This window comes from Pseudoxanthomonas sp. X-1, from assembly GCF_020042665.1.
Classification (GTDB): domain Bacteria; phylum Pseudomonadota; class Gammaproteobacteria; order Xanthomonadales; family Xanthomonadaceae; genus Pseudoxanthomonas_A; species Pseudoxanthomonas_A spadix_A.
The window spans coordinates 3,442,852-3,467,509 of sequence record NZ_CP083376.1 but is presented as its reverse complement, the minus strand read 5'-3'; the positions used below and the strand labels follow the sequence as shown (position 1 = coordinate 3,467,509).

26 protein-coding genes and 1 tRNA gene are annotated in these 24,658 nt (G+C 69.8%); 24 read left to right on the top strand and 3 right to left on the bottom strand.

Annotated features, from left to right (window positions below):
- Positions 1–12 precede the first annotated feature (12 nt).
- The gene (locus tag LAJ50_RS15665) at positions 13–1,254 is read right to left on the bottom strand and encodes an MFS transporter (RefSeq protein ID WP_130550039.1); all 1,242 of its coding nucleotides are present in this window, start codon (positions 1,252–1,254) and stop codon (positions 13–15) included.
- A 223-nt stretch (positions 1,255–1,477) separates the two neighbouring features.
- On the opposite strand from LAJ50_RS15665, the gene LAJ50_RS15660 reads away from it, so the two are divergent.
- Both LAJ50_RS15660 and LAJ50_RS15655 read left to right on the top strand, forming a co-directional pair.
- The gene (locus tag LAJ50_RS15660; RefSeq protein ID WP_138651302.1) at positions 1,478–2,779 is read left to right on the top strand and encodes a cation:proton antiporter; all 1,302 of its coding nucleotides are present in this window, start codon (positions 1,478–1,480) and stop codon (positions 2,777–2,779) included.
- 64 nt (positions 2,780–2,843) lie between these two features.
- Positions 2,844–3,140 (top strand): zinc ribbon domain-containing protein, encoded by a 297-nt coding sequence (locus tag LAJ50_RS15655; protein ID WP_138651303.1) that lies wholly within the window; start codon positions 2,844–2,846, stop codon positions 3,138–3,140.
- Between the two features lie 527 nt (positions 3,141–3,667).
- On the opposite strand, the gene LAJ50_RS15650 is transcribed toward LAJ50_RS15655, so the two are convergent.
- Positions 3,668–4,378: a DUF3011 domain-containing protein gene (locus LAJ50_RS15650; RefSeq protein ID WP_130550036.1), complete on the bottom strand. Its 711-nt coding sequence runs from the start codon at positions 4,376–4,378 to the stop codon at positions 3,668–3,670.
- A 165-nt stretch (positions 4,379–4,543) separates the two neighbouring features.
- On the opposite strand from LAJ50_RS15650, the gene aspS reads away from it, so the two are divergent.
- From aspS to serB, 22 genes are all read left to right on the top strand, one after another.
- Complete coding sequence (aspS, locus tag LAJ50_RS15645; RefSeq protein WP_138651304.1) at positions 4,544–6,298, top strand: aspartate--tRNA ligase; 1,755 nt, start codon at positions 4,544–4,546, stop codon at positions 6,296–6,298.
- 95 nt (positions 6,299–6,393) lie between these two features.
- Entirely contained in the window at positions 6,394–6,903 is a 510-nt protein-coding gene (locus LAJ50_RS15640; RefSeq protein ID WP_138651305.1) for a GNAT family N-acetyltransferase, read from the top strand.
- 63 nt (positions 6,904–6,966) lie between these two features.
- Positions 6,967–7,242, top strand: coding sequence for a hypothetical protein (locus LAJ50_RS15635; RefSeq protein ID WP_130550033.1), 276 nt, complete (start codon positions 6,967–6,969; stop codon positions 7,240–7,242).
- Between the two features lie 83 nt (positions 7,243–7,325).
- Complete coding sequence (locus tag LAJ50_RS15630; RefSeq protein WP_138651306.1) at positions 7,326–7,886, top strand: alpha/beta fold hydrolase; 561 nt, start codon at positions 7,326–7,328, stop codon at positions 7,884–7,886.
- A 76-nt stretch (positions 7,887–7,962) separates the two neighbouring features.
- Entirely contained in the window at positions 7,963–8,700 is a 738-nt protein-coding gene (locus LAJ50_RS15625) for a YebC/PmpR family DNA-binding transcriptional regulator (RefSeq protein WP_130515824.1), read from the top strand.
- A gap of 115 nt (positions 8,701–8,815) precedes the next feature.
- The gene (gene ruvC / locus LAJ50_RS15620; protein WP_130550031.1) at positions 8,816–9,382 is read left to right on the top strand and encodes a crossover junction endodeoxyribonuclease RuvC; all 567 of its coding nucleotides are present in this window, start codon (positions 8,816–8,818) and stop codon (positions 9,380–9,382) included.
- Positions 9,379–9,969, top strand: coding sequence for a Holliday junction branch migration protein RuvA (gene ruvA, locus LAJ50_RS15615; RefSeq protein ID WP_130550030.1), 591 nt, complete (start codon positions 9,379–9,381; stop codon positions 9,967–9,969). Before ruvC ends, ruvA begins: the two co-directional genes overlap by 4 nt.
- A gap of 44 nt (positions 9,970–10,013) precedes the next feature.
- Complete coding sequence (locus tag LAJ50_RS15610) at positions 10,014–11,936, top strand: potassium transporter Kup (RefSeq protein ID WP_130550029.1); 1,923 nt, start codon at positions 10,014–10,016, stop codon at positions 11,934–11,936.
- Between the two features lie 87 nt (positions 11,937–12,023).
- Positions 12,024–13,064: a Holliday junction branch migration DNA helicase RuvB gene (ruvB, locus tag LAJ50_RS15605; RefSeq protein ID WP_138651307.1), complete on the top strand. Its 1,041-nt coding sequence runs from the start codon at positions 12,024–12,026 to the stop codon at positions 13,062–13,064.
- Positions 13,065–13,116: 52 nt separating this feature from the next.
- Positions 13,117–13,566, top strand: a complete 450-nt coding sequence (ybgC, locus tag LAJ50_RS15600) for a tol-pal system-associated acyl-CoA thioesterase (RefSeq protein ID WP_138651308.1) — start codon at positions 13,117–13,119, stop codon at positions 13,564–13,566.
- A 52-nt stretch (positions 13,567–13,618) separates the two neighbouring features.
- The gene (gene tolQ / locus LAJ50_RS15595) at positions 13,619–14,392 is read left to right on the top strand and encodes a protein TolQ (RefSeq protein WP_130550026.1); all 774 of its coding nucleotides are present in this window, start codon (positions 13,619–13,621) and stop codon (positions 14,390–14,392) included.
- An 11-nt stretch (positions 14,393–14,403) separates the two neighbouring features.
- A complete protein-coding gene (gene tolR, locus LAJ50_RS15590) occupies positions 14,404–14,862 on the top strand; it encodes a protein TolR (protein WP_130550025.1) in 459 nt (152 codons plus the stop codon).
- Positions 14,852–15,883, top strand: a complete 1,032-nt coding sequence (gene tolA, locus LAJ50_RS15585; protein WP_138651309.1) for a cell envelope integrity protein TolA — start codon at positions 14,852–14,854, stop codon at positions 15,881–15,883. The genes tolR and tolA overlap by 11 nt, the downstream gene beginning before the upstream one ends.
- Before the next feature lie 112 nt (positions 15,884–15,995).
- Complete coding sequence (gene tolB / locus LAJ50_RS15580) at positions 15,996–17,324, top strand: Tol-Pal system beta propeller repeat protein TolB (RefSeq protein ID WP_130550023.1); 1,329 nt, start codon at positions 15,996–15,998, stop codon at positions 17,322–17,324.
- A gap of 90 nt (positions 17,325–17,414) precedes the next feature.
- The gene (gene pal, locus LAJ50_RS15575) at positions 17,415–17,930 is read left to right on the top strand and encodes a peptidoglycan-associated lipoprotein Pal (RefSeq protein ID WP_138651310.1); all 516 of its coding nucleotides are present in this window, start codon (positions 17,415–17,417) and stop codon (positions 17,928–17,930) included.
- A 168-nt stretch (positions 17,931–18,098) separates the two neighbouring features.
- Entirely contained in the window at positions 18,099–18,929 is an 831-nt protein-coding gene (gene ybgF, locus LAJ50_RS15570; protein ID WP_138651311.1) for a tol-pal system protein YbgF, read from the top strand.
- Between the two features lie 97 nt (positions 18,930–19,026).
- Positions 19,027–19,710, top strand: a complete 684-nt coding sequence (queE, locus tag LAJ50_RS15565) for a 7-carboxy-7-deazaguanine synthase QueE (protein WP_138651312.1) — start codon at positions 19,027–19,029, stop codon at positions 19,708–19,710.
- Positions 19,711–19,795: 85 nt separating this feature from the next.
- Positions 19,796–20,461, top strand: a complete 666-nt coding sequence (gene queC, locus LAJ50_RS15560) for a 7-cyano-7-deazaguanine synthase QueC (RefSeq protein WP_130550019.1) — start codon at positions 19,796–19,798, stop codon at positions 20,459–20,461.
- A gap of 70 nt (positions 20,462–20,531) precedes the next feature.
- A tRNA-Lys gene (locus LAJ50_RS15555) sits at positions 20,532–20,607 on the top strand.
- A gap of 379 nt (positions 20,608–20,986) precedes the next feature.
- Positions 20,987–21,895, top strand: coding sequence for a DUF922 domain-containing protein (locus tag LAJ50_RS15550; protein WP_171044525.1), 909 nt, complete (start codon positions 20,987–20,989; stop codon positions 21,893–21,895).
- Between the two features lie 229 nt (positions 21,896–22,124).
- Positions 22,125–22,811, top strand: coding sequence for a YoaK family protein (locus LAJ50_RS15545; RefSeq protein ID WP_138651314.1), 687 nt, complete (start codon positions 22,125–22,127; stop codon positions 22,809–22,811).
- A 64-nt stretch (positions 22,812–22,875) separates the two neighbouring features.
- Entirely contained in the window at positions 22,876–23,589 is a 714-nt protein-coding gene (gene serB / locus LAJ50_RS15540) for a phosphoserine phosphatase SerB (protein WP_138651315.1), read from the top strand.
- A 91-nt stretch (positions 23,590–23,680) separates the two neighbouring features.
- Here serB and LAJ50_RS15535 read toward each other — a convergent pair whose 3' ends face one another.
- Positions 23,681–24,640: a transaldolase gene (locus LAJ50_RS15535; protein ID WP_138651316.1), complete on the bottom strand. Its 960-nt coding sequence runs from the start codon at positions 24,638–24,640 to the stop codon at positions 23,681–23,683.
- Between the last annotated feature and the right edge of the window lie 18 nt (positions 24,641–24,658).

Below are 24,658 nucleotides of genomic sequence, written 5' to 3'. Positions count from 1 at the left end.
GGCTGGGTCGGATCAGTCAAAACGGTCCTCTTGGGGTTGGGTAGGGGGTTCGGTTTCCGGCATCAGTTCCAGCGCGGCGGGCGTGGTGCGCAGCATCGGGCGGAACGGCGCGGCAAAGGTGCGGTCGCGGTGGAAGCGCAGGCGGGCGAACAGGTAGGCCGCCAGCGCGATCAGCATCACCGCGAAGTAGATCGGCAGTGCGGACGGGCCAAGACGCTGCATCGCCCCGCCGGCCAACGCCGGGCCGATGGCCGAGCCGACGCCGTTGACCAGCAGCAGGCTCGAACAGCCCGACAGCAGGTGCTCGCGCGGCAGGTAGTCCAGCATGTGCGCCACCGCGAAGGGGTACAGCGAGAAGCTCAGCCCGCCGAACAGGAAGAACAGCCCGAACAGCAGGCGCCGGTCGGCCTGCACCGCCGGCAGCAGCATCGCCAGGGCCACGCCGGCGGCGGCCAGCGAAGCCAGCGCCAGCGCCAGGCGGCGGTCGCGGCCGTCGCTGATGCGGCCGATCGGCACCTGCAGCAGCGCGCCGCCGGCGATCGCGGCCAGCATGAACAGCGCCACGCCGCGCGTGTCCAGACCGATGCGGCCGGCGTACACCGGCGACAGGCCCCAGAAGCCGCCCATTGCCAGGCCCGACAGCGCCGCGCCGACCGTGGCCGCCGGCGCCAGCGCGTACAGCCGGCGCAGGCTGAAGCGCTGGATCGGCGGCACCTCGGGCTGCTGCAGGCGCGTGGCCGCCACCGGCATCACCGAGGCGCACAGCAGGATCGCGGTCAGCGAGAACAGCGTGGCCATCGCCATGCCGCCCCAGCCCAGCAGCACCTGCCCCAGGGCCAGCGCCGACAGGTTGACCATCATGTAGACCGAGAACACCCGCGCCCGGGTGCCCGGGTTGGGCTCGGCGTTGAGCCAGCTCTCGATGGTGGTGTACAGCCCGACCAGCGCCACGCCGGTGACCAGGCGCAGCAGGCCCCAGGCCCATGGATCGACCCAGATCGGGTGCAGCAGCACGGCGATGGCCGCCAGCGCGGTGAAGAAGGCGAAGGCGCGGATATGGCCGATGCGGCCGATCAGCGGCGGGCCGACGAAGGTGCCGAAGAAGTACCCGGCGAAGTAGCACGACATCACCAGACCCAGCGTGCGGTCGTCGAAGCCGGCCTGCGCGCCGCGCACCGCCAGCAGGGTGCCGAGCAGCCCGGCGCCGGTCAGCAGCAGGGCCACGCCCAGCAGCAGGGTGAACAGCCGCAGCATCAGCGCGACCTTCTGGGGAAGGGGAAGCGGGTCACCTTCATCATCATAACATATTGATTATTTTGGGGAAAGTTGCGTAAGGTGCGCGACCGCCCATCCGCCCTGTGCCGCTTGGCCGCAGGCCGGGGGCGCCCCGGTCCTGTCTTGGCCGGATCTCCCCGGACAGGCATGCTGCATTGCAGCATGCTGCGCATGTTCGTCCAACCCCCATGAAAGGACCGTCGTGAGCCGAGAACTGATCTATCTGCTGCTGATCTTCGGGCTGCTGGTCATTCCGCGGTTCCTGCAGCAGTTCAAGCTGCCCGCGCCGCTGACCTGCCTGGCCTTCGGCGTGGTCGCCGCGCTGGTCATCGGCAAGCCGGTCGAGGACGGGGTGGTGGCGCTGATGGCCTCGCTGGGCATCTCCTCGCTGTTCCTGTTCGCCGGCCTGGAGGTGGACCCCAAGGCGCTGCGCAAGGGCTGGAAGCAGCTGGTGATCCATCTGCTGGCGCGCTCGGCCAGCCTGGCCGCGGTGGCGTGGCTGGCCTGGCGCTATGCGGGGCTGTCCTGGCAGGCGGCCGCGCTGCTGGCGCTGGCCCTGCTGACGCCTTCCACCGGCTTCATCATCGACACGCTGGGGCGGCTGGGGCTGGACACCAAGGAGCAGTTCTGGGTGACCAACAAGGCCATCGCCGGCGAACTGCTGGCGCTGGCGGTGCTGTTCGTGGTGCTGCAGTCGGCCAGCCCGCCGCTGGAGATGCTGGGGTCCACGCTGGCCCTGTTAGCCATGCTGGTCGGCCTGCCGCTGCTGTTCATCGCGCTGGGACGCTGGGTGCTGCCGCATTCGCCCGGCGCGGAGTTCTCGCTACTGGTGATGGTCGGCGTGATCGCCGCCTACGTGACCCACCTGATCGGCGTGCACGATCTGGTCGGCGCCTTCGTCACCGGCCTGGTGGCGCGGCTGCTGCGCCAGCGCATGCCGACGCTGGCCTCGCACGACAACCTGCACGCGGTGCGCCTGTTCGCCAGCTTCTTTGTGCCGTTCTATTTCTTCTACTCAGGCACCAAGGTGCCCGCCGGCGCGCTGAGCCTGGGCGCGCTGGGCGTGGGCCTGGCGCTGACGGCGGTGGTGCTGCCGCTGCGGGTCGGGCTGCTGGCGCTGCAGCGCAGGCTGACCTTCGGCGAGTCGCTGCGCACCGGCCTGCGCATCGGCACGGCGCTGGCGCCGACGCTGATCTTCACGCTGGTGTTGGCCGGGGTGCTGCGCGAGCGCTTCGCCATCCCCGACGCGCTGTTCGGCGGGCTGTTGCTGTATGCGACGCTGACCACGCTGCTGCCCTCGCTGGTGTTCCGCACGCCGTTCGACGTGGATCCGGTGGAAACCGCGCCGGAGCGCTATGCGCCGGCGGCCGGCGGGGCGGCGGCCACGCTGCTGGCGCCGGGCGCCTCGGAGTTCCACCAGGAGCGGGTGCGCGCGGCCGTGCCACCGGCGCAGGATTCGGGTCCGCTGCCCGAGGATGCCGATCGCACCGACCGGACCGCTTGATTCGGCGCCCTCCAGCCCCCACCGTTGGCGCCCGCAATCCGCCAACGCCAACCCTGTCATCGCCATGCCGATCTACGCCTACCAGTGCACCACCTGTGGCCACAGCTTCGACAAGCTGCAGAAGCTCTCCGACCCCGACCCGGACACCTGCCCGCAATGCGGCGCGCAGACCGTCAGGCGCCAGGTGACGGCGCCGGCGTTCCGCCTGGCCGGCGGCGGCTGGTACGAGACCGATTTCAAGAAGGACGGCGACAAGAAGCGCAATCTGGTCGAGGGGGCGGGCAGCAGCACGTCCAGCAGCAGCGAGTCCAAGCCGGCGGCCAGCGAAGCCAAGCCTGCTACGCCTTCCAGCGGCGATTGATCGATCGCCTGCCTGCTTTGCCGCAAGAGCTTCTTCCCTTGATCGTCGGAGCCCGGCGAGCGCGCTCTGGCTTCGTGTGGGCAGCAGGCCGGCGGGCGGCGGCCGCTTACCCCTCGATCAGGGCGTCCTGCCCTGATTCGGGCGCTCGGCGTGCTGCCTCGCTGGGCGCGGCCACCGCCCGCCGGCCCGCTGCCGCGCGCGTGATGTCGTAGGACTTCGGGTCGAAGATCGGAAGGAGTCCTGATTCCCTCAGCTGGCCTCGATCTGGCCGGTTGGGTAGAGAGCGATCCTGGACGGTCCGCAGCGGCGATGGCGCAGTCAGGCCTTTCTCATTCAAGCGTCGGCTTTCTAGGCACCGCCGAGCCGAGAGACCGTGTCTGGCCGGTCGCGGCTGCTTGGCGAAGTCCGTTTCGCTGGTCAGGCCTTCGGGCGAATGGCGCAGAGCAAAAAAGAGGCCGGGCGTCAGCCCGGCCTCTCTGCGATGCCTGCCACGCTTGCGGGCGCGGCCGGATCGACCCTGAAGGCGATCAGCGCGCGCCGAAGCGGGCGCGGCAGCCTTCGTCGACCCAGATCTGGTCGCCGCGCCAGGCCCAGGTCCTGCCTTCGATGCAGGGGCTGCTGGAGAGCTGCTTGACGATCACCGGACGGCCGTTGCGGCGGTCCCAGCCGCAGCTGCTGCGGCGGTTGTCGCTGCTGGAGCAGGTCACGGTGTAGTTGGGATTGGCGTTGCCCCAGCCCGGGCCGTCCGGCGGGCCGCCGCCCCAGCCGCCGCCGCGGCCTTCTGCGAACTCGCCGCGGCAGCCCTGGCTGACCCAGAGGTTGCCGCCGCGCTGGCCCCAGCTGCGGCCCTCCACGCAACGGCTGTCGGACAGCTGGCGCACCAGCACGGCGCGGCCGCGGAAGCCGGCGGCGCATTCGCGGGTGCGGTTGTCGGTGCTTTCGCAGCGCACGGTCCGGCCCGAGCCCGGGCGGTCGCCCCAGCCGCCGCCGCGGACGGACACGAAGCGGCCGCGGCAGCCGCGGTCGACCCAGATCATCCCGCCACGCGAGCCCCAGGTTCGGCCCTCGATGCAGGGCGCGTCTGACAGGGCGCGGTCCAGCCGGACGCGGCCGTCCAGGCCCCGGCATTCGCGGTAGCGGTTGTTCTGGCTCTCGCAGGTGACTGAATCCTGGGCATGGGCCGGCGCGGCCGCATACACGCCTGAGGCAAACAGCAGCACCGCAAACAGTCGCAACATGGCACGGCTCCGGGTGGTCGAGTGGGCCGGACTATACACGCGGCCCGGGCGCCGTCCCGTCAGCTGGCGCGGGCCGTTGGGCCCGCATTTGCCGCGCCCCGGCGCGGGCCGCAAAATAGCCGGCTTTCCCGGCCGCGGCGTGCGGCCTGCCCGGAGTTTCCTCACATGCGTACCCACTTCTGCGGCCTGGTCGACGAGACCCTGATCGGCCAAACCGTCACCCTGGCCGGCTGGACCGACGTGGCCCGCAACCAGGGCGGGGTGTGCTTCATCGACCTGCGCGACCACGAGGGCATCGTCCAGGTCACGGTCGAACTGGACAACGCCGAGGTGTTCGCCGTGGCCGCCTCGCTGGGCTACGAGGACGTGCTGCAGGTCGAGGGCGTGGTCCGCGCGCGCCATGCGGTCAACGACAAGCTCAGGACCGGCAAGGTCGAAGTGATCGCCTCGAAGATCACCGTGCTCAACAAGGCCGCGCCGCTGCCGTTCCACGCGCACGAGAACCCGGGCGAGGACACCCGCCTGAAGTACCGCTATCTCGACCTGCGCCGTCCGGAGATGCAGCGCATGCAGCGCACCCGCATCAGGCTGGTGCAGGCCCTGCGCCGCCACCTGGACGCGCGCGGCTTCCAGGACATCGAGACCCCGATCCTGACCAAGGCCACGCCGGAAGGCGCGCGCGACTTCCTGGTGCCGGCGCGCATGCACCCGGGCGAGTTCTACGCGCTGCCGCAGAGCCCGCAGCTGTTCAAGCAGATCCTGATGGTGGCCGGCTTCGACCGCTACTACCAGATCGCGCGCTGCTTCCGCGACGAGGCGCTGCGCGCCGACCGCCAGCTGGAGTTCACCCAGCTGGACATGGAGTTCGCCTTCGTGCGCGAGCGCGATGTGCAGGACTTCGTCGAGGAGATGATCCGCGCGATCTTCAAGGAGGTCGTGGACGTCGAGCTGGACGCGCAGTTCCCGCGCATGACCTGGGCCGAGGCGATGCGCCGCTACGGCTCGGACAAGCCGGACCTGCGCATCGACCTGGAGCTGGTCGATGTGGCCGAGCTGGTCAAGGACAGCGAGTTCGCGGTGTTCACCGGGCCGGCCAACGACGCCGACGGCCGCGTCGCCGCGCTGCGCATCCCCGGCGGCGCGACGCTGTCGCGCAAGCAGATCGACGAGTACGCCGCGCATGCGGCCAAGTACGGCAGCAAGGGCCTGGCCTACGTCAAGATCGGCGAGAGCGGCGAGATCACCTCGCCGATCGCCAAGTTTTTCGCCGAGGACAAGTTCGCCGCGCTCATCGCGCATGTCGGCGCGGGCAAGGGCGACCTGGTGTTCTTCGGCGCCGGTGCCTACGGCAAGGTCTCGGACTTCATGGGCGCGGTGCGCCTGAAGGCCGGCAAGGACTTCGGCCTGATCCAGGACGGCTGGCGCCCGCTGTGGGTCACCGACTTCCCGATGTTCGAGTGGGACGAGGAGGCGCAGCGCTACGTGGCCCTGCACCATCCGTTCACCGCGCCGGCGGTGGATTCGATCGAGGACCTGCGTGCCCACGCCAGGACCGCGGTCTCGCGCGGCTACGACATGGTGCTCAACGGCAACGAGATCGGCGGCGGTTCGATCCGTATCCACCGCCCGGAGATGCAGAGCGCGGTGTTCGAACTGCTCGGCATCGGCGCGGAAGAAGCGCGCGCCAAGTTCGGCTTCCTGCTCGACGCGCTCAACTACGGCGCCCCGCCGCACGGCGGCATCGCCTTCGGCATCGACCGCATCGCCGCGCTGATGGCCGGCACCGAATCGATCCGTGACGTCATTCCCTTCCCCAAGACCACCGGCGCGCAGGACCTGATGACCGACGCGCCCTCGCCGATCCCGGACGCGCAGCTGGCCGAGGTGCACGTGCAGGTGCGCGAGAAGAGCAACGCGTGATGAGGACGAGGCGCGGGTACAGGGCGCTGCCGTGACCGGCCTTCGCCCCTGCTTCTCCACGCGGTCCTCGTTCCTTCCGGCTCGGGCCTAGCCTCATGCTGATCCGCCGCGCCACCCTCGACGATGCCCCGGCGCTCTCGGCGCTGGCCGAGCGCACCTTCGTGCAGACCTTCGGGCATCTGTACCCGGCGCGCGACCTGCGCGATTTCCTCGACGAGGCCTACGCGCTGGAGCGCATGCGGATCGTGCTGGCGCATCCGGACTACGCGATCTTCCTGGCCGAGCACGACGGCCAGGCGATCGGGCATTCGGCCGCCGGTCCGTGCGGCCTGCCGCATCCGGGCGTGCAGCCCGGCGATGGCGAGCTCAAGCGCCTCTATCTGCTGCAGGGGCAGCAGAACGCCGGCATCGGCACCCGGCTGTTCCAGGCGACGGTGGACTGGCTGCTGCGCGACGGGCCGCGCCCGCTATGGGTCGGCGTGTGGTCGCAGAACTTCGGTGCGCAGCGCTTCTACGCGCGGCACGGGTTCGCCAAGGTGGGCGAGTACCAGTTCGCCGTGGGCAACGTCCTGGACGACGAATTCATCCTGCGTCGCCCCGCCTGAGCGCGGTTGAGCGCGGCCCGCGCTTGGGTCATGCTCTGGGCTTACGTCATGGAGGAAGCTTCGATGCGAGGAAATCGTGCCCTGTTGGGACTGTCCCTGGGCTGCGCGCTGCTGGCCGGCTGCGGTGGGGAGAAGATGATGCGGTGCACCTCCGCGTCGGGCAGCTGGGCCATCGGCCGGGTGGCCGAGCAGGGCGTGCTGGACCGCATCCAGGCCGAGAGCCGCGCCACGCGCATCCGCACCCTCGGCGCGGGCGAGACCTCCGCGGACATCGGCATGGACCGCGTCACCGTGCACGTCGATGCCCAGGACCGGATCACCGCGGTGACCTGCGACTGAGTCACGCCGACGCCCGCGCCGCGCTGTCGGCGCCGCTGCCCCCGGTACTGCTGCTGCATGGCATCTGGCATGCGCCGCTGTGGATGCGGCCGCTGGCCTGGCGGCTGCGGCAGGCGGGCTTCGCCGCCGAACCCTTCGGCTATCCCAGCGTCACCGGCGGCCCGCAGGTGGCCATCGCGCGCCTGGCCGAGCGCCTGCGCCAGGGGCGCCCGACCCATCTGGTCGGGCATAGCCTGGGCGGCCTGATCGCGCTGGAGACCCTGCGCCGGCATCCAGGCCTGCCGGTGCCGCGCCTGGTCTGCCTGGGCTCGCCGCTGTCCGGCAGCCAGACCGCGCAGGCCCTGGCGCAACGCGGCTGGGGCGGGGTGCTCGGCCGCAGCGCGCTGCTGCTGGACCGGGGCTGCCCGCCCTGGAGCGGCCCCACCGAGGTCGGGATGATCGCCGGCGACGTGCCGCGCGGCGTCGGCCGCCTGCTGGCGGGCATGGACGAGACCTCCGACGGCACCGTGGCCCTGGCCGAGACCCGCCTGTCCGGCCTGGTCGACCACTGCTGCGTGCGTGCCAGCCACACCGGCCTGCCGTTCTCGCCGCAGGCCGCGCGCCAGGTGGTGGCCTTCCTGCGCCACGGGCGGTTCCGCCGCTGAGGGCGCGGGGCGGCAGGGCGCGCGGCTTGGAGTAAAATTGCCGCTTCGTCTCAAGTTCAGCCAACGGAAGTGTGTCATGGGTCGAGGCCCTTCGATCGAAGCCCGCAAGAACGCCATGGACGCCAAGCGCGGCAAGGTGTTCACCAAGATCATCCGCGAGATCAGCGTGGCCGCGCGCGGCCCCGGCGGCGGCGATCCGGCCAACAATCCCGCGCTGCGCACGGCCATGGACAAGGGCCTGGCGGCCAACATGACCAAGGACGTCATGGAGCGCGCGATCAAGAAGGCCACCGGCGAGCTGGAAGGCGTCGAGTACGAGACCATCCGCTACGAGGGTTACGCGCCCGGCGGCGTGGCCGTGATCGTGGACTGCCTGACCGACAACCGCGTGCGCACCGTGGCCGACGTGCGCCATGCCTTCGCCAAGTGCGGCGGCAACATGGGCACCGAGGGCTCGGTGGCCTTCATGTTCAAGAAGCTCGGCGTGCTGAGCTTCGACGGCGGCCTGGACGAGGACGCGCTGACCGAGGCGGCCATCGAGGCCGGCGCCGAGGACGTGGTGGTCTACCCGGAGGACGGCGCGATCGACGTGCTGACCACGCCGGAAGGGTTCGAGGAGGTCCGGCAGGCGCTCGCCGCCGCCGGCTTCACCCCGGGCTATGCCGAGGTCACCTTCCGCGCCGACAACGACGTGGCGGTGGACGGCGAGACCGCCCAGCAGGTGTCCAAGCTGCTGGCCATGCTCGAGGATCTGGACGACGTGCAGAACGTCTATTCCAACGCCGATCAGGCCGCGCTGGGCGAGGGAAGCTGAGCCTGTGCCGCCGGGGACGCGCACAGGCAGCGGGACTCGGGGATCGGGACGGGGAGTTCGCCACGGCGCATCGGCGCGGTCCGACCGGACGCCTGCAGGGCAGGCGCAGGCCGTGATGGACGAGGCGCCGGTGCCGCAGCTGCGCAGCCCAAGCCCGGGCTGCGTGCGCATCCTCGGCATCGACCCGGGCTCGCAGCGCACCGGCATCGGCATCATCGATGTGGATGCCGCCGGGCGGGCGGTCCATGTCTACAACGGGCCGCTGGTGCTGCTGGGCGAGGGCGGATTCCCGCTGCGGCTCAAGCGCCTGCTGCTGGGACTGGCCGAGCTGGTGGACGCCTGGCAGCCGCACGAGGTGGCGATCGAGCAGGTGTTCGTCGGCAAGAGTGCCGACTCGGCGCTCAAGCTGGGCCAGGCGCGCGGCGCGGCGATCAGCGCCGTGGTCCTGCGCGACCTGCCGGTGCACGAGTACGCGCCGAAGGAAATCAAGCTGGCGCTGGTCGGTCGGGGCAGCGCCGAGAAGGAACAGATCCAGCACATGGTCGCGATCATGCTCAACCTGAAAGGCAAGCTGCAGGCCGACGCCGCCGACGCGCTGGCGGTGGCCATCACCCATGCCCACGTGCGCGCCACCGCCGCGCGCATGGGCGTGGACGCGCGCGTGGCCTGGAGCCGGAAATGATCGGGCGCCTGCGCGGCATCCTCATCGCCAAGTCCCCGCCCTGGCTGGTGATCGAGGTCGGCGGCGGCGTCGGCTACGAGCTGGAGGCGCCGATGAGCACCATCTACGACCTGCCCGAGCTGGGTCGCGAGGTCACGCTGTTCACCCATTACGCGCAGAAGGAGGACAGCGTCTCGCTGTACGGCTTCCTGCGCGAGGGCGAGCGCCGGTTGTTCCGCGACGTGCAGAAGGTCACCGGCATCGGCGCCAAGATCGCCCTGGCCATCCTCTCCGGCGTCAGCGTGGACGAGTTCGCCCGGCTGGTGCAGGCCGGCGACGTCACCGCGCTCACCCGCATCCCCGGCATCGGCAAGAAGACCGCCGAGCGCATGGTGGTGGAACTGCGCGACCGCGCCGCGGCGCTGACCGGCGGCGATGTCATCACGCCGATGAGCGCGCCGGCCGATCCGCAGTCCGAGGCAGTCATCGCCCTGCAGCAGCTCGGCTACAAGCCGGCAGAGGCCCAGCGCATGGCCCGCGACGCGGCCGCCGCCGGCGACGACGCGGCGCAGATCATCCGCAAGGCGCTGCGTTCGGCCCTGCGCTGAGCGTGCAGGACATCCTCACTTTTTCAGCAGTAGGCTAGCGCCGCATGTCCTCGCCCCCCGCCACGACCTCGACCAGCAACGCGCCCGCCCACCACGGCCACGGCAACCAGGGCATGCCCGGCCTGGTGCTGGGCGCCATCGGCGTGGTGTTCGGCGACATCGGCACCAGCCCGCTGTACACGCTCAAGGAAGCCTTCTCGCCGCATTTCGGCCTAGTCGGCAACCACGACACCATCCTAGGGATCCTGTCGCTGGTGTTCTGGGCGCTGGTGATCACCGTGACGGTCAAGTACGTCACCATCATCATGCGCGCCGACAACGACGGCGAGGGCGGGATCATGGCGCTGATGACCCTGGCCCAGCGCACCCTGCCCAAGGGCTCGCGGTCGGCCTACGTGGTCGGCATCCTCGGCATCTTCGGCGCCTCGCTGTTCTTCGGCGACGGCGTGATCACCCCCGCCATCTCGGTGCTGGGCGCGGTCGAGGGCCTGGAGGTGGCGGCGCCGGCGCTGGACCACTGGATCGTGCCGATCACGGTGGTCATCCTGATCCTGGTGTTCATGGCCCAGCGCTTCGGCACCGAGAAGGTCGGCAAGATCTTCGGGCCGATCACCACGGTGTGGTTCCTGTCCCTGGCGGCGATCGGCATCTACAACATCGTCGATGCGCCCGAGGTGCTCAAGGCGTTCAACCCGTTCTGGGCGGTGAACTTCTTCCTGACCCACGGCTGGCACTCGGTGCTGATCCTGGGCGCGGTGGTGCTGGCGGTGACCGGTGGCGAGGCGCTGTACGCGGACATGGGCCACTTCGGCGCCCAGCCGATCCGCTACGCCTGGTACATCCTGGTGCTGCCGTGCCTGATGCTCAACTATTTGGGCCAGGGCGCGCTGGTGCTGCAGGACCCGGCCGCGGTCAACAACCCGTTCTACGAGGCGGTGCCGGACTGGGCGCTGTACCCCATGATCGTGCTGGCCACCATGGCCGCCATCATCGCCTCGCAGGCGGTCATCAGCGGCGCCTTCTCGGTGGCGCGCCAGGCGATGCAGCTGGGCTACATCCCGCGCATGACGGTCAAGCACACCTCGCACGACACCATCGGCCAGATCTACGTGCCGGGCGTGAACTGGATGATGATGCTGGCGGTGCTGGCCGTGGTGCTGGCCTTCGGCAGTTCCACCGCGCTGGCCACCGCCTACGGCATCTCGGTGTCGGCCACGATGATGATCGACACCATGCTGCTGGCGCTGGTGGCGCGCGCGCTGTGGCCGAAGTGGCGCACCTGGGTGCTGCCGCTGTGCGTGGTGTTCTTCATCGTCGATGTCGGCTTCGTCATCGCCAACGGCGCCAAGTTCTTCGACGGCGCGTGGTTCCCGCTGGCGCTGGGCCTGGTGGTGTTCACCCTGCTGCGCACCTGGCGGCGCGGGCGCGAGCTGCTGGGCGCGGAGATCCGCAAGGACGGCATCGCGCTGGACAGCTTCCTGCCCGGGCTGATGCTGGCCCCGCCGGCGCGCGTGCCGGGCACGGCGGTGTTCCTGACCGCCCAGACCGGCATGGTGCCGCACGCGCTGCTGCACAACCTCAAGCACAACAAGGTCCTGCACGAGCGCAACGTCTTCCTGACCGTGTACACCCTGCCGTTGCCTTATGCGCCGGCCGACAAGCGCATGAAGGTCGAGGAGATCGGCGACGAGTTCTACCGCGTCATCGTCAAGTTCGGCTTCATGGAGACCCCGGACGTGCCGCTGGCGCTGATGCGCAGCTGCGACCAGGGCGGGCCGTACTTCGACCCGATGGACACCACCTTCTTCGCCAGCCGCGAGAACATCGTGGCCAGCGCCCACCGCGGCATGCCGGTCTGGCGCGACAAGCTGTTCGCCGCTATGCACCGCAACGCCGCCCCGGCCACCAACTTCTTCCGCATCCCCGGCAACCGGCTGGTGGAGCTGGGGGCGCAGGTGGAGATCTGAGGGCGAGGCGTGGGCCAGGCGCAGTGAGCACGCGCCAAAGCGGGCTCGCATCCCCTCACGCCGCACTCCTGCCCGTACCATAGCCGCATGACCCAGGACCGCATCATCGCCGCCGACGCCACCCGCGAGGACGACGCCCTGGAGGCCTCGATCCGGCCCAAGCGCCTGGCCGACTACCTGGGCCAGCAGCCGGTGCGCGAGCAGCTGGACATCTATATCCAGGCCGCCAAGGGGCGCGGCGAGGCGCTGGACCATGTGCTGATCTTCGGGCCGCCGGGCCTGGGCAAGACCACGCTGAGCCACGTCATCGCCAACGAGCTGGGCGTCAGCCTGCGCACGACCTCGGGCCCGGTGATCGAGAAGGCCGGCGACCTGGCCGCGCTGCTGACCAACCTGCAGCCGCACGATGTGCTGTTCATCGACGAGATCCATCGTCTCTCGCCGGTGGTGGAGGAAGTGCTGTATCCGGCGATGGAGGATTTCCAGCTGGACATCATGATCGGCGAGGGCCCGGCCGCGCGTTCGATCAAGATCGACCTGCCGCCGTTCACCCTGATCGGCGCAACCACCCGCGCCGGCCTGCTGACCGCGCCGCTGCGCGACCGCTTCGGCATCGTCCAGCGCCTGCAGTTCTACGACACCGCCGAGCTGACCCGGATCGTGCGCCGCTCGGCGCAGATCATGGGCATTCCCTGCGAGCCCGAGGGCGCGGGCGAGATCGCGCGCCGCTCGCGCGGCACGCCGCGCATCGCCAACCGCCTGCTGCGGCGCGTGCGCGACTACGCCCAGGTCAAGGCTGGCGGCCAGATCAGCCGGGAGACCGCCGACGCGGCCATGGCCATGCTCAAGGTCGATCCGGAAGGCTTCGACGAGCTCGACCGGCGCCTGCTGCACACCATCGTGGAGAGCTTCGACGGCGGCCCGGTCGGCGTCGAGTCGCTGGCCGCGGCCCTGTCCGAGGAGCGCGGCACGCTGGAAGACGTGATCGAGCCCTATCTGATCCAGCAGGGCTTCCTGGTGCGGACCGCGCGCGGGCGCATGGCCACGGCCAAGGCCTATTCGCACCTGGGGCTGCAGCCCAGGCGCGACGCCGGGCTGCCGTTTCCGGACTCCGAGGCCCTGTTCTGATGCCCCGCAAGGCCCGCCGAGTCCCGCGCCCCGCAGCGCTCCGGAGCACCCGATGACTGTTGAATCCCCCGCCCAGGCTGTCCCCGATGGGCAACCGTTCAGTATTCCGACAAGGGTCTACTGGGAAGATACCGACGCGGGTGGGGTGGTCTACCACGCGCAGTACGTGGCCTTCCTCGAGCGCGCGCGCAGTGAATGGATGCGCGCGCGGGGCCAGATGCAGGAGCAGCTGCGCCGCGAGCACGACCTGGTGTTCGTGGTGCGTGGCATGCAGCTGGACTTCCTCAGGCCCGCGCGGCTGGACGACCTGCTCACCGTGACCGTGCAGGTGCGCCAGGCGCGGCGCGCCAGCATCGTGTTCGACCAGGCGATCTGGCGCGGCGAGGAACGGCTGCTGGCTGCGCAGGTGAAGATCGCCGCGGTCTCCGCCTCGGCCTTCCGCCCGGTCGGCCTGGACGAGGCGCTGTACCAGGAATTCAAGCTGTTGGAAGTGCCCGCCTGACCCTTTGCCGCTCCCCCTTCTTTAAAGCGTAGAACCCCCGAGGAAACAACGGATGATTGGATTGCTCCTGGCGCTGCAGGACGCCGTGACCGAGACCCTGCCGCCGGAGGCCGCCACCGCGGCTGCCCAGGCCACCGCGCAGGCCGCCCACAGCTCCATCAACTACTTCGAGCTGCTGCTCAAGGCCAGCCTGCCGGTCAAGGTGATCGTGCTGCTGCTGCTGACCGGCTCGCTGGTGAGCTGGATCATCATTTTCCGCAAGGCCGGCGTGTTCAAGCGCGCCAACCGCGATGCCGACGAGTTCGAGGGCCGGTTCTGGTCCGGCGCCGATCTGGGCAAGCTGTACGCGGCGGCCACAGACCGCGGCCGCGTGGTCACCGGCCTGGAGGCGATCTTCGAGGCGGGCTTCCGCGAGTTCGCCCGCCTGCGCGACAAGCGCCACACCGACGGACGCGTGCAGTTGGAGGGCGCCCAGCGCGCCATGCGCACCGCCTACGCGCGCGAGATCGATGCGCTGGAGCGCAACCTGGAGCTGCTGGCCAACATCGGTTCGACCGCGCCGTACGTGGGCCTGGTGGGCACCGTGTTCGGCATCATGGTGACCATGCACGACATGCTCAACAGCGGTGAGCAGGCCGGCATCGCCGCCGTCGCGCCGGGCATTTCCGAGGCGCTGTTCGCCACCGCGATCGGCCTGTTCGTGGCCATCCCGGCGGTGTGGGCCTACAACCGCTTCACCACCCGCGTCGAGCGCATCTCGGTGCGCTATGAGACCTTCGCCGACGAGTTCAGCTCGATCCTGCAGCGCCAGACCGGCGAAGCCTGAGGGAGGCGTCCATGCAGTCGGCCATTTCGCGCAGCCGCAAGCGGCGCAAGCTGAAATCCGAGATCAACGTCGTGCCCTACATCGACGTGATGCTGGTGCTGCTGATCATCTTCATGGTGACCGCGCCGATGCTGACCCTGGCGGTCAACGTGGAACTGCCCAAGTCCCACGCCCGGTCGGTGGAGAGCAAGAGCGATCCGATCATCATGACCGTGGACAAGGACGGCAACTACTTCCTCAAGGTCACCAAGGACGACAAGCTGCAGGCCTATTCGCCCGAGGAGATCTCCGCGCGCCTGAAGGCGATGGTGGCCGAGCAGGGTGAGGACAAGATCAGCGTGATGCTCGCCGCGCCTGGCGACGCCGACTACCAGAAGGTGATCACCGCCACCGCGCTGCTGTCCGAGTCCGGCGTTAAGAAGGTGGGACTGGTCTCGCAACCCGGCGGCACGGGCGGCAATGCACGCTGAGGCCACGCATCTGGATCGCCACGACCCGCGCGACCGCCCCGGCACGGCGGTCGCGCTGGCCGTGGGCGTGCACCTGCTGCTGCTGGCGCTGATCATCGTTTCCTCCTATTTCCACTGGAACCAGGACCAGGCCGAGGCCGCCGCCGGCTCGCCCGCGATCGAGGCTTCGCTGGACCTGTCCGCCGCCGACATGCGCGCCGCGCAGCAGGCCGTGCGCGAGTCGGCCAAGGTCGAGCCCAAGCCGACGCCGCCCACGCCCATGCCGCAGCCGGTGGCCGACGAGGACACTGTGCCGCCGCCGCAGCCGGTGCCCGAGCCCAAGCCGCAGGATTCGCCGGTGCCGCGTCAGCAGCAGGCCCAGGAGCGCGTGCCCGACCCGCAGCAGGTCAACCAGGAGGAGGCCAGTCGCCTGGCCATCGCCCAGGAGAAGGCCGAGAAGGAGCAGGAAGCCAAGCGCCGCCAGGAGCAGATCGACCTGACCGAGCGCAAGAAGCAGGAAGAAGCAGAGCGCCTCCAGCGCCTGGCCGCGCAGCAGGAAGAGGACGATCGGCAGAAGAAGCTGGCCGCCATCCGCGCCCAGCGCGCCCAGGCCGACAAGCAGGCCCAGCTGGCCGAGCAGAAGCTGCGCCAGCTGGCCGACGCGCGCGCGCGCCAGGCCTCGCAGCAGCAGGCCACGCAGGCCTCCTCGTCGCAGGCCGCCGCCTCCAACTCCTCGCCGGGCCAGAACGGCACCGATCCGGGCCTGCTGGCCAAGTACCAGGCGGCGATCCAGAGCGCGGTCATGAACCAGTGGACCCGGCCGGACTCGGTCGCGGTGGGCACCCGGTGCAAGGTCCTGGTGACCCAGCTGCCCGGCGGCGAGGTGATCTCAGCGGAGGTGCAGCCGGGTTGCCCGATGGACCCGGCCGGCCAGCGTTCGATCGAGGCGGCCGTGCTCAAGGCCCAGCCGCTGCCGTACCGCGGCTTCGAGCCGGTGTTCAACCGCCGCCTGATCTTCAACTTCGAGGCGCAGGACCGCTGATCGCGGGCGGCGCCGGGCGGTGGTTCACATCGCCTTGGCGTTCATGATTGCGAAAATGTTCACCCGTCGGCTGCTATCCCTAGCCGGCCTTTTTCGCACAAGCCCAGCCTTCATGAAGAAACTCGCGCGGTACTTCGCCCTTGTCGTGGCCCTGTTCCTGCCTGCAGCCGCCTTCGCGCAGAGCCAGGGCCTGGAGATCAACATCGTCGGCGGCAATCCGTCCGCCCTGCCGATCACCATCGTGCCCATGCCCTACCAGGGCTCGGGCGCGGCGCCGACCACCGACGTCTCCCAGGTCGTCAGCGCCGACCTGGACCGCTCGGGCGCCTTCCGCACGCTGCCGGCGGCCAGCATCGTCGAGAAGCCCACCCGCGGCTCGGAGATCCAGTACCCGACCTGGCGCGCGCTCAAGCAGGACTACATCGTCGTCGGCCGCGTGCTGGACGGCGGCAACGGCGCCTACCGCGTCGAGTACGAGCTGTTCGACGTGGCCAAGCAGGAGCGCCTGCTCGGCCTGGCCATGACCGGCCGCGCCAACGCCATGCGCGATGTCGCCCACCAGATGGCCGACGCGATCTACGAGAAGATCACCGGCATCCGCGGCGCCTTCTGGACCCGCATCGCCTATGTCACCCAGACCGGCCTGGGCGCCAACGCGCGCTACGCGCTGATGGTCGCCGACTCGGACGGCTTCAACCCGCAGACCATCGTGCGCTCGGCCGAGCCGCTGCTGTCGCCGGCCTGGAGCCCGGACGGCCGCAAGCTGGCCTACGTCAGCTTCGAGCGCGGCAACTCCTCGATCTACATCCAGGACATCACCACCGGCGCGCGCGAGCTGGTCGCCAGCTTCCGCGGCATCAACGGCGCGCCGGCGTTCTCGCCCGACGGCCGCCGGCTGGCGCTGACGCTCTCGCGCAGCGGCAACCCGGAGATCTACGTGATGGACCTGGGCAGCAAGGCGCTGACCCAGATCACCAACCAGTACGGCATCGACACCGAGCCGACCTGGAGCGCCGACGGCAGCTCGATCTACTTCACCTCCGACCGCGGCGGCCGCCCGCAGATCTACAAGGCCTCGGCCAGCGGCGGCGGCGCCACGCGCGTGACCTTCGAGGGCAACTACAACGCGACCCCGACCGTGTCCTACGACGACAAGAAGATCGCCGTGGCCCAGGGCTCGGGCAGCACCTACCGGATCGCCATGATGGATTCCAGCACCGGCTCGCCGCGCTGGACCACGCTTTCGCCCGGTTCGCTCGATGAGTCGCCGAGCTTTGCCCCCAACGCCTCGATGATCCTGTATGCCGCACGCGAGGGCGGTCGGGGGGTGCTGTACGCCGTGTCCGCCGATGGCCGTGTCCGCCAGCGCCTGGTGCTGGCCCAGGGCGATGTGCGTGAGCCGGCATGGTCGCCGTACCGGAACCAGACCCCGCAAAAATAATGCGAAAGGGTCGTTCCGCCGGTTTAACATTGCGTTAAACTAACCCGCGTTTTTGCATCCACCACCCCGGATCCGCGTTAAGGAACCCAAATGAACACCACTCTCCGCGTCGTTGCTTTGTCCCTGATGTCCGTGGCCGTTCTGGCCGGTTGTAAGAAGAACACCAAGACCCAGCCGCCGGCGCCGGCCGTCGAGCCGCCGCCGGCTATGACCCAGCCGACCACCAACGCCGGCGCCTACGGCCCGAGCGATCTGGATACCGACGCCTGCCTGCGCCAGCGCGTGGTGTACTTCGATCTGGACCAGGACGCCGTCAAGCCGGAGTTCCAGGCGATCATGGCGTGCCACGCCAAGTACCTCAACGATCGTCCGTCGGCCCGCATCAACCTGGAAGGCAACACCGACGAGCGCGGTTCGCGTGAGTACAACATGGGCCTGGGCGAGCGTCGCGGCAACGCGGTCTCCTCCGCCCTGCAGGCCGCCGGTGGTTCGGGCAGCCAGCTGTCGGTCGTGAGCTACGGCGAAGAGCGTCCGGTCTGCACCGAGTCGACCGAGGAGTGCTGGGCCAAGAACCGTCGCGTCGAGATCGTGTACACCGCGAAGTAAGCGACGTTCGACCCGGGCCACCGTTCGCGGTGGTCCATCGGGGCCGGTGACCGGGGCGGGGCAACAGGACACAACCTGTCTGCCCCGGCCGGCACCGGCCCTTTTCGTTGGACGGCCATGGTTCAATGCTCCGGCCGTCCGAACCGCAACCCTCGTCACGTGAGCGCCATGCGTCCCATCCGATTCCGTCTTCTCCTGCCGGCCCTGCTGCTGTCGCTGGGCACCGCGCCTGCCGCCTTCGCGCAGAAGGCCAGCCTGGCCGACCGCGTCGCCGCGCTGGAGGTCCGTGCCAACAACACGCAGGCCAATACCGACCTGCTCAACCAGATCACCCAGCTGCGCCAGGATCTGGCCAGCCTGCGCGGCACCGTCGAGCAGCTGCAGAACGAGAACGAGCAGCTCAAGCAGCGCGCGCGCGACCAGTACCTCGACCTGGACGGCCGTATCGGTCGCTTGGAGAACGGGGGCGGCGGCGCGGCCGCCGGAACGCCGCCGCCGGCACCCGCGGCGGGTGCCGCCAACGCTGCGCCGGCCGCAGCGGCCGCAGCGGCCGCGACCACCGAGGCCCCGCCCGCCGTCCATGGCGACGCCGGCGCGATGGCCCAGGCCGGCGACGAGCGCACCGCTTACGGCGTGGCCTTCGACGCGCTGAAGAAGGGCGACTACGCCGACGCGGCCAACCTGTTCACCAGCTTCCTGCAGCTGTATCCCAGCGGTGTCTATGCGCCCAACGCGCTGTACTGGCTGGGCGAGAGCTACTACGTCACCCAGAACTACCAGATGGCCGCCGACCAGTTCCGTGCGCTGCTCTCGCGCTATCCCACCCACGACAAGGCGCCGGGCGCGCTGCTCAAGCTGGGCCTGGCGCAGTACGGGCTGGGCAAGGTCAACGAGGCCCAGACCACGCTGCAGCAGGTGATCCAGCAGTACCCGGGCAGCGACGTGGCCCGCACCGCCGACGATCGCCTGCACTCGATCCAGGTCGGTCAGATCCGCTGAACCCCCGCGCAGGGCCGCAAGCCCCGCGCGGCACGCGACACGCCAGAACGCCACCGCGAGGTCTGCGGTGGCGCAGCCGTTTCAAGAGAGTCCCGCAATGAACGCCGCCGCCGTCCCCAGCCATATCGAACAATCGCCGCAGGACCGGCTGAAGATCACCGAGATCTTCGTCTCGCTGCAGGGCGAGGCCGACGCAGCCGGCTGGCCGACGGTGTTCGTGCGCCTGACCGGCTGCCCGCTGCGCTGCCAGTACTGCGACACCGCCTACGCCTTCCACGGCGGCACCTGGTGGGAGATCGAGGACATCCTGGCCGAGGTCGCGCGCGCCGGCGTGCGCCATGTCTGCGTGACCGGCGGCGAGCCGCTGGCGCAGAAGCGCTGCATCGGCCTGCTCGCGCGGCTGTGCGATGCCGGCTACGACGTTTCGCTGGAGACCTCCGGCGCGCTGGACGTGTCGCAGGTCGATCCGCGCGTATCGCGCGTGGTGGACATCAAGACGCCGGGGTCGGCCGAGGAACACCGCAACCGCTGGGACAACCTGCCGCTGCTGACCGCGCGCGACCAGGTCAAGTTCGTGCTGTGCAGCCGCGCCGACTACGAATGGGCGCGCCAGGTGGTGCGCGAGCACGCGCTGGACCAGCGTTGCGCCGTGCTGTTCTCCCCGTCCAAGGACCAGGTGAGCCCGCGCGCGTTGGCCGACTGGATCGTCGAGGATCGCCTGCCGGTGCGCTTCCAGATGCAGCTGCACAAGCTGCTGTGGAACGACGAGCCCGGCCGCTGAGCCGTCGCCGCGGGTGCCGGCCCGGCGGCCGGGCGGTAGGCTATGCGCTCCCCGGCCTGTCTCGCCGGCAAGAAGAACACCCCACATGAAAAATGCAGTCGTCCTCCTCTCCGGGGGCATGGATTCGGCCGTCGTCCTGGCCATCGCCCGCGAACAGGGTCTCCGCACGCACGCGCTGAGCGTGCAGTACGGACAGCGCCACACCTCCGAACTCGACGCCGCCGCGCGCGTGGCGCAGCAGCTCGGCGCCGCCGCGCACAAGGTCGTCCACGTCGACCTGCGCAGCATCGGCGGCTCGGCGCTGACCGACGACATCGAGGTGCCGCAGGCCGGTGGCGAAGGCATCCCGGTCACCTATGTGCCGGCGCGCAACACCATCATGCTGTCCGTGGCCCTGGGCTGGGCCGAAGTGCTCGGCGCGGCCGATATCTTCTGCGGCGTCAACGCGGTGGACTACTCCGGCTATCCGGACTGCCGGCCCGAGTTCATCTCCGCCTTCCAGACGCTGGCCAACCTGGCGACCAAGGCGGGCGTGGAAGGGGCCGGCCTGCGCGTGCATGCGCCGCTGCAGTTCATGAGCAAGGCCGACATCGTGCGCGAGGGCGTGCGCCTGGGCGTGGACTTCGGTGCCACCGTGTCCTGCTACAACGCCGATGCCAGCGGAGCCGCCTGCGGGCACTGCGACGCCTGCCGCCTGCGCGCGGCGGGCTTCGCCGATGCCGGCGTGCCCGATCCCACGCGCTACGCCTGAGGCGCGGGTCGCATCGCCAGCCCATTCCGGTAGAATGGCCGGCCCCGGCGCAACGCCGGGCCGCGTGTCCGGGCCGTTAGCTCAGTCGGTAGAGCAGAAGACTTTTAATCTTTTGGTCGAAGGTTCGAATCCTTCACGGCCCACCATCGCAGGACCTCGGCGTCCGGTGAACTTCCAGGAAGCACGGCGATCGCGCCGTGATGCCCGCCTTCCCGATTACGCAGCGGTAAAGACGCGCCTGAAGCGACGCGTTTCGCCAGAACGGCAATCGGCTTGAAACGGTCGGGTTCGTCGATCCCTGTCCCTGTTTCCACTCTGCGGAGGCCAGTCGATGTCACCTGGCGACGTGGACTCTGTTGCCCTCGCGACCGGTCGACGCTTTGCGAGATCAGCCACTGCCCGGCAGGGTCCTAGAAGATCTGTCGGGAGGTGGATGGGTTAGGCTCATCGACGGGGACAGACAAGGAACTGCCGATGTGCTCAGGGATGTTGCGACGCGCCGGATGGCGTCTTGCTGTCGTGGTCATGCTCGCCCTGACCACCAGCGCATACGCCGGCACGGTCCAGGAGAACCGCAAGGACTCCACCTATACCGTGACCGGGCGCGATGGCCACGAGATCCTTGCCTCCATGGCGGCGTGGAGCAAGCGGGCCAAGGCCCAGCTGGGAAAGGACGACGGGCCGGCCGAAGAAACACTCGCTGGCCTGACGCGCGCGAAGATGCGGCTCGATTATGTTCTGCGTCAGTCGTCCGAAGGGTGCCGCATCATGCAGGCGCGGGTGGGGATCGGCATCTCGGTCGCACTGCCTGTCTGGACGCCTGATCCCAGGGCGTCAGTGGCAACCCGGGAGTTCTGGCGCGATTTCCAGCATCGGGTGCAGGTCCACGAGGAGCACCATGTGGCGATCGCCCGCCGCTATGCGCGCCAGCTGGCGGACTCGGTCGAGCGCATCCAGGCCTCTTCATGCTCGACTGCCGAGCGGATGGCCAAGCGTCAGGGTGAGGCGATCGTCGCGCAGCTGCGCAAAGCGCAAGCGGATTTCGACAAGGTCGATGGGCACCTGAAGCTTTCATGGGCGAGGCCGGATTCCGCAGTGGAACGAGGGCTGTCGAACCCGCGGGCGGGCAAGTCGCTGGCGTGGGCGGCGTTCTTCGTCGCGTATGGCATCGGAGCCTGCTACCTCTGGGCGTTCATGGCGCGCAGGCAGACGGGGGCCGAACGAGCCCGGAAGGGCCCGGGACTGCAGGACGACATCGTCGCGGGCGCCTGCATCTTCGCCACCGCACTGCTTCCGCCGTTGGCCATGCTGGTGATGGAGCGCGGAAGTGTGGGCGGGCCTGCGGTGCTGGTTTTCCTTCTGGCTTGGGTGTGCGCGCTCGCGCCGGCAGCCGTCGTCGCAGGACGCATCACGGCTGGATCCCGTCGGCGTTAGCTGTTGCGTTCGCGCTGAAGACAGCCGCGCAAAGGGCCAGGCGAACCTCACGAATCCTGGCTCACCGCAAAGTGGATGCGAGTCGGCTTCTCGGCCCCATGGCCGCCGTCGCAGCCCCGCTTCCCGCTGTTCCCGGGGTGACGTCACCGGGTCTCGCCGGCAGCGGCGTTGACAGCCGTCGCGCGGCGGCGCGACGCTTGCCGCGTCCGCGAGCCACTGGCGCCCTTCGATGATTTCCAAACTGCCGCGCTGGGTCTGGTCCGGTGCCTGGGTCATGGCCTTCACCGCCGGCATCGTCAATGTCGTGGCGCTGCTGGGGTTCGGCCACCAGGGCGTGAGCCACATGACCGGCATCACCTCGGAGATGGGCGCGCGCGCGGCTTCGCTGGATCTGCCGGGCGTGGCGCAGCTGGCCGGCGGTGCGTTCTTCTTCGTCGCCGGCAGTGCGCTCAGCGGGGCGCTGATCGGCGATGTCGCCCTGCAGCTGGGGCGGCGCTACGGCTTGGTGCTGGTGCTGGAGGCCTGCCTGCTGCTGGCGTCGGTGCCGCTGATGACGCGCGCCTCGGTGTGGGGCCTGTGGCTGGCGGCCTGCGCCTGCGGCCTGCAGAACGCGATGGCCACCACCTACAGCGGCGCGGTGGTGCGCACCACGCACGTCTCCGGCATGTTCACCGACCTGGGGCTGGCCATCGGCCACGGGCTGCGGCGCATGCCGCTGCCGTGGCGCCGGCTGTCGCTGTGCGTGACGGTCATCTCCGGCTTCTTGGTCGGCGGCCTGGCCGGCGCGCTCGGCTTCCACCGCTGGTCGTATACGGTGCTGATCGCGCCGGCGCTGATCTGCCTGGCGCTCGCCGGCGGGTACGCGGTCTATGCGCGGCGCGTGGTGGCGGGCGCGTCCGCGGAAGAGCGCGCCTAGCCCTATCCGGGCGCGGCCGGGGTCTTTACGCTTGCAGGCCCTGCGATCCGCGGCCTGTCCGTCCATGACCGATTTCCAAGCACCCGCCGATGGCCTGCGACTGCGCCACGCCACGCCGCTGCCGCCGCTGGCGCACTTCGGCCTGATCGCGCTGGACATGGATTCGACCCTGATCACCATCGAGTGCATCGATGAGATCGCCGCGGTGGCCGGGCTGAAGGAGCAGGTCGCCGCGATCACCGAGGCGACGATGCGCGGGGAGATCGCCGACTTCCGCGAAAGTCTGCTGCGCCGCGTGGCGCTGCTCAGGGGCGTGCCCGAGGGCGCGCTGCAGGAGGTCTACGACACGCGCCTGCGGCTGACGCCGGGCGCCGAGCGGCTCCTCGAGGCATGCCGGGACGCGGGGCTGAAGACGCTGCTGGTGTCCGGGGGTTTCACTTTCTTCGCCGAGCGCCTGCGCGCGCGGCTGGGGCTGGACTTCGTCCGCTCCAACCTGCTGGAGGTGGCCGACGGCATGCTGACCGGACGCGTGCTGCCCCAGGCCTGGGGCGATGTCTGCGATGGGGCGGTCAAGCGCGCGACGCTGCTGGACGTGGCCTCGCTGCTGGGCGTCGACCCGGCGCGTACGATCGCGGTGGGAGATGGCTCCAACGACATTCCGATGATGCAGGCCGCGGGCCTGTCGGTGGCCTTCCACGCCAAGCCACGCGTGCGCGAGGTGGCGGATGTCTCGATCGAGGTGGGCGGCCTGGAGCGGCTGCTGGACGTGCTGCGGTAGCGCGATCGAGGACGCGGTATTCGCGGCGGGCGCGGAACATGCCCTGGCCGCGGTCCTTCCCCCGCCGTCGGGGGAAGGACGCGTCAACCGATCAAGCCAGGCGGTCGGCGATGGTCTTGCGCAGGCTCTTGAGGTCTTCGGCGAAGATGCGGATGCCGTCGGCCAGCTTCTCCTTGGCCATCGGGTCGGCTTCGACGTCGGCCTTGAACCTGGCCGCATCCACCGGCGTGTGGCTACCGCCTTCGGCCTTGGCGGGCGTCAGCTTGCGCGGTAGCTCGCCGTGGTCGGCATCGAGCTTGTCCAGCAGGTCCGGCGAGATGGTCAGGCGGTCGCAGCCGGCCAGGGCCTCGATCTGCTCGGTCGAGCGGAACGAGGCGCCCATCACCACGGTCTTGATGCCGCGGCGCTTGAAGGTGTCGTAGACGCCGCGCACGAACACCACGCCCTGGTCCTCGTCGATGCTGGCCGGCGCCTGGCCGTGGGCCTTGTACCAGTCCAGGATGCGGCCCACGAACGGCGAGATCAGGAACGCGTCGGCCTCGGCGCAGGCCAGCGCCTGGGTCGGATTGAAGATCAGCGTGCAGTTGCAGTCGATGCCTTCGGCCTGCAGCTGGCGGCAGGCTTCCACGCCTTCCCAGGTCGAGGCGAGCTTGATCAGCACGCGATCCTTGGGCACGCCGTTGTCGGCGTACATGGCGATGAACTTCTTCGCCTTGGCCACGCTGGCCGCGGTGTCGTAGGCCAGGTCGGCGTCGACCTCGGTCGATACACGGCCCTCGATCAGGCCGGAGAGCTTGGTGCCCACGCCGACGGTGAGGCGATCGGCGACTTCGGCGACCAGCGCATCGGTGACCTCGACCTGGCCGCGCGCCCAGGCGATCTGCTCATCGATCAGGTCGGCATACACCGGCAGATCCAGCGCCTTCTTCACCAGGGTCGGGTTGGTGGTGCAGTCCACCGGCTTGAGGCGCTTGATCGCGTCGAAGTCGCCGGTGTCGGCCACGACCACGGACAGTTCGCGCAGCTGCTGCAGTTTGCTTGGGGCACTCATGGGGTGATCCATCAGGTT

Coding starts and splice junctions, on each gene's coding strand:
- ruvA (WP_130550030.1), top strand. CDS start 9,379: ATGATCGGGCGCCTGCGCGGCATCCTCATCGCCAAGTCCCCGCCCTGG.
- LAJ50_RS15535 (WP_138651316.1), bottom strand. CDS start 24,640: ATGAGTGCCCCAAGCAAACTGCAGCAGCTGCGCGAACTGTCCGTGGTC.
- tolR (WP_130550025.1), top strand. CDS start 14,404: ATGCAGTCGGCCATTTCGCGCAGCCGCAAGCGGCGCAAGCTGAAATCC.
- ybgC (WP_138651308.1), top strand. CDS start 13,117: ATGACTGTTGAATCCCCCGCCCAGGCTGTCCCCGATGGGCAACCGTTC.
- LAJ50_RS15665 (WP_130550039.1), bottom strand. CDS start 1,254: ATGCTGCGGCTGTTCACCCTGCTGCTGGGCGTGGCCCTGCTGCTGACC.
- LAJ50_RS15635 (WP_130550033.1), top strand. CDS start 6,967: ATGCGAGGAAATCGTGCCCTGTTGGGACTGTCCCTGGGCTGCGCGCTG.
- pal (WP_138651310.1), top strand. CDS start 17,415: ATGAACACCACTCTCCGCGTCGTTGCTTTGTCCCTGATGTCCGTGGCC.
- tolQ (WP_130550026.1), top strand. CDS start 13,619: ATGATTGGATTGCTCCTGGCGCTGCAGGACGCCGTGACCGAGACCCTG.
- ruvC (WP_130550031.1), top strand. CDS start 8,816: ATGGACGAGGCGCCGGTGCCGCAGCTGCGCAGCCCAAGCCCGGGCTGC.
- ybgF (WP_138651311.1), top strand. CDS start 18,099: ATGCGTCCCATCCGATTCCGTCTTCTCCTGCCGGCCCTGCTGCTGTCG.
- queE (WP_138651312.1), top strand. CDS start 19,027: ATGAACGCCGCCGCCGTCCCCAGCCATATCGAACAATCGCCGCAGGAC.
- LAJ50_RS15545 (WP_138651314.1), top strand. CDS start 22,125: ATGATTTCCAAACTGCCGCGCTGGGTCTGGTCCGGTGCCTGGGTCATG.
- ruvB (WP_138651307.1), top strand. CDS start 12,024: ATGACCCAGGACCGCATCATCGCCGCCGACGCCACCCGCGAGGACGAC.
- LAJ50_RS15650 (WP_130550036.1), bottom strand. CDS start 4,378: ATGTTGCGACTGTTTGCGGTGCTGCTGTTTGCCTCAGGCGTGTATGCG.
- tolA (WP_138651309.1), top strand. CDS start 14,852: ATGCACGCTGAGGCCACGCATCTGGATCGCCACGACCCGCGCGACCGC.
- LAJ50_RS15610 (WP_130550029.1), top strand. CDS start 10,014: ATGTCCTCGCCCCCCGCCACGACCTCGACCAGCAACGCGCCCGCCCAC.
- tolB (WP_130550023.1), top strand. CDS start 15,996: ATGAAGAAACTCGCGCGGTACTTCGCCCTTGTCGTGGCCCTGTTCCTG.
- LAJ50_RS15630 (WP_138651306.1), top strand. CDS start 7,326: ATGCGGCCGCTGGCCTGGCGGCTGCGGCAGGCGGGCTTCGCCGCCGAA.
- LAJ50_RS15640 (WP_138651305.1), top strand. CDS start 6,394: ATGCTGATCCGCCGCGCCACCCTCGACGATGCCCCGGCGCTCTCGGCG.
- queC (WP_130550019.1), top strand. CDS start 19,796: ATGAAAAATGCAGTCGTCCTCCTCTCCGGGGGCATGGATTCGGCCGTC.
- LAJ50_RS15625 (WP_130515824.1), top strand. CDS start 7,963: ATGGGTCGAGGCCCTTCGATCGAAGCCCGCAAGAACGCCATGGACGCC.
- LAJ50_RS15655 (WP_138651303.1), top strand. CDS start 2,844: ATGCCGATCTACGCCTACCAGTGCACCACCTGTGGCCACAGCTTCGAC.
- serB (WP_138651315.1), top strand. CDS start 22,876: ATGACCGATTTCCAAGCACCCGCCGATGGCCTGCGACTGCGCCACGCC.
- LAJ50_RS15550 (WP_171044525.1), top strand. CDS start 20,987: ATGCTCGCCCTGACCACCAGCGCATACGCCGGCACGGTCCAGGAGAAC.
- aspS (WP_138651304.1), top strand. CDS start 4,544: ATGCGTACCCACTTCTGCGGCCTGGTCGACGAGACCCTGATCGGCCAA.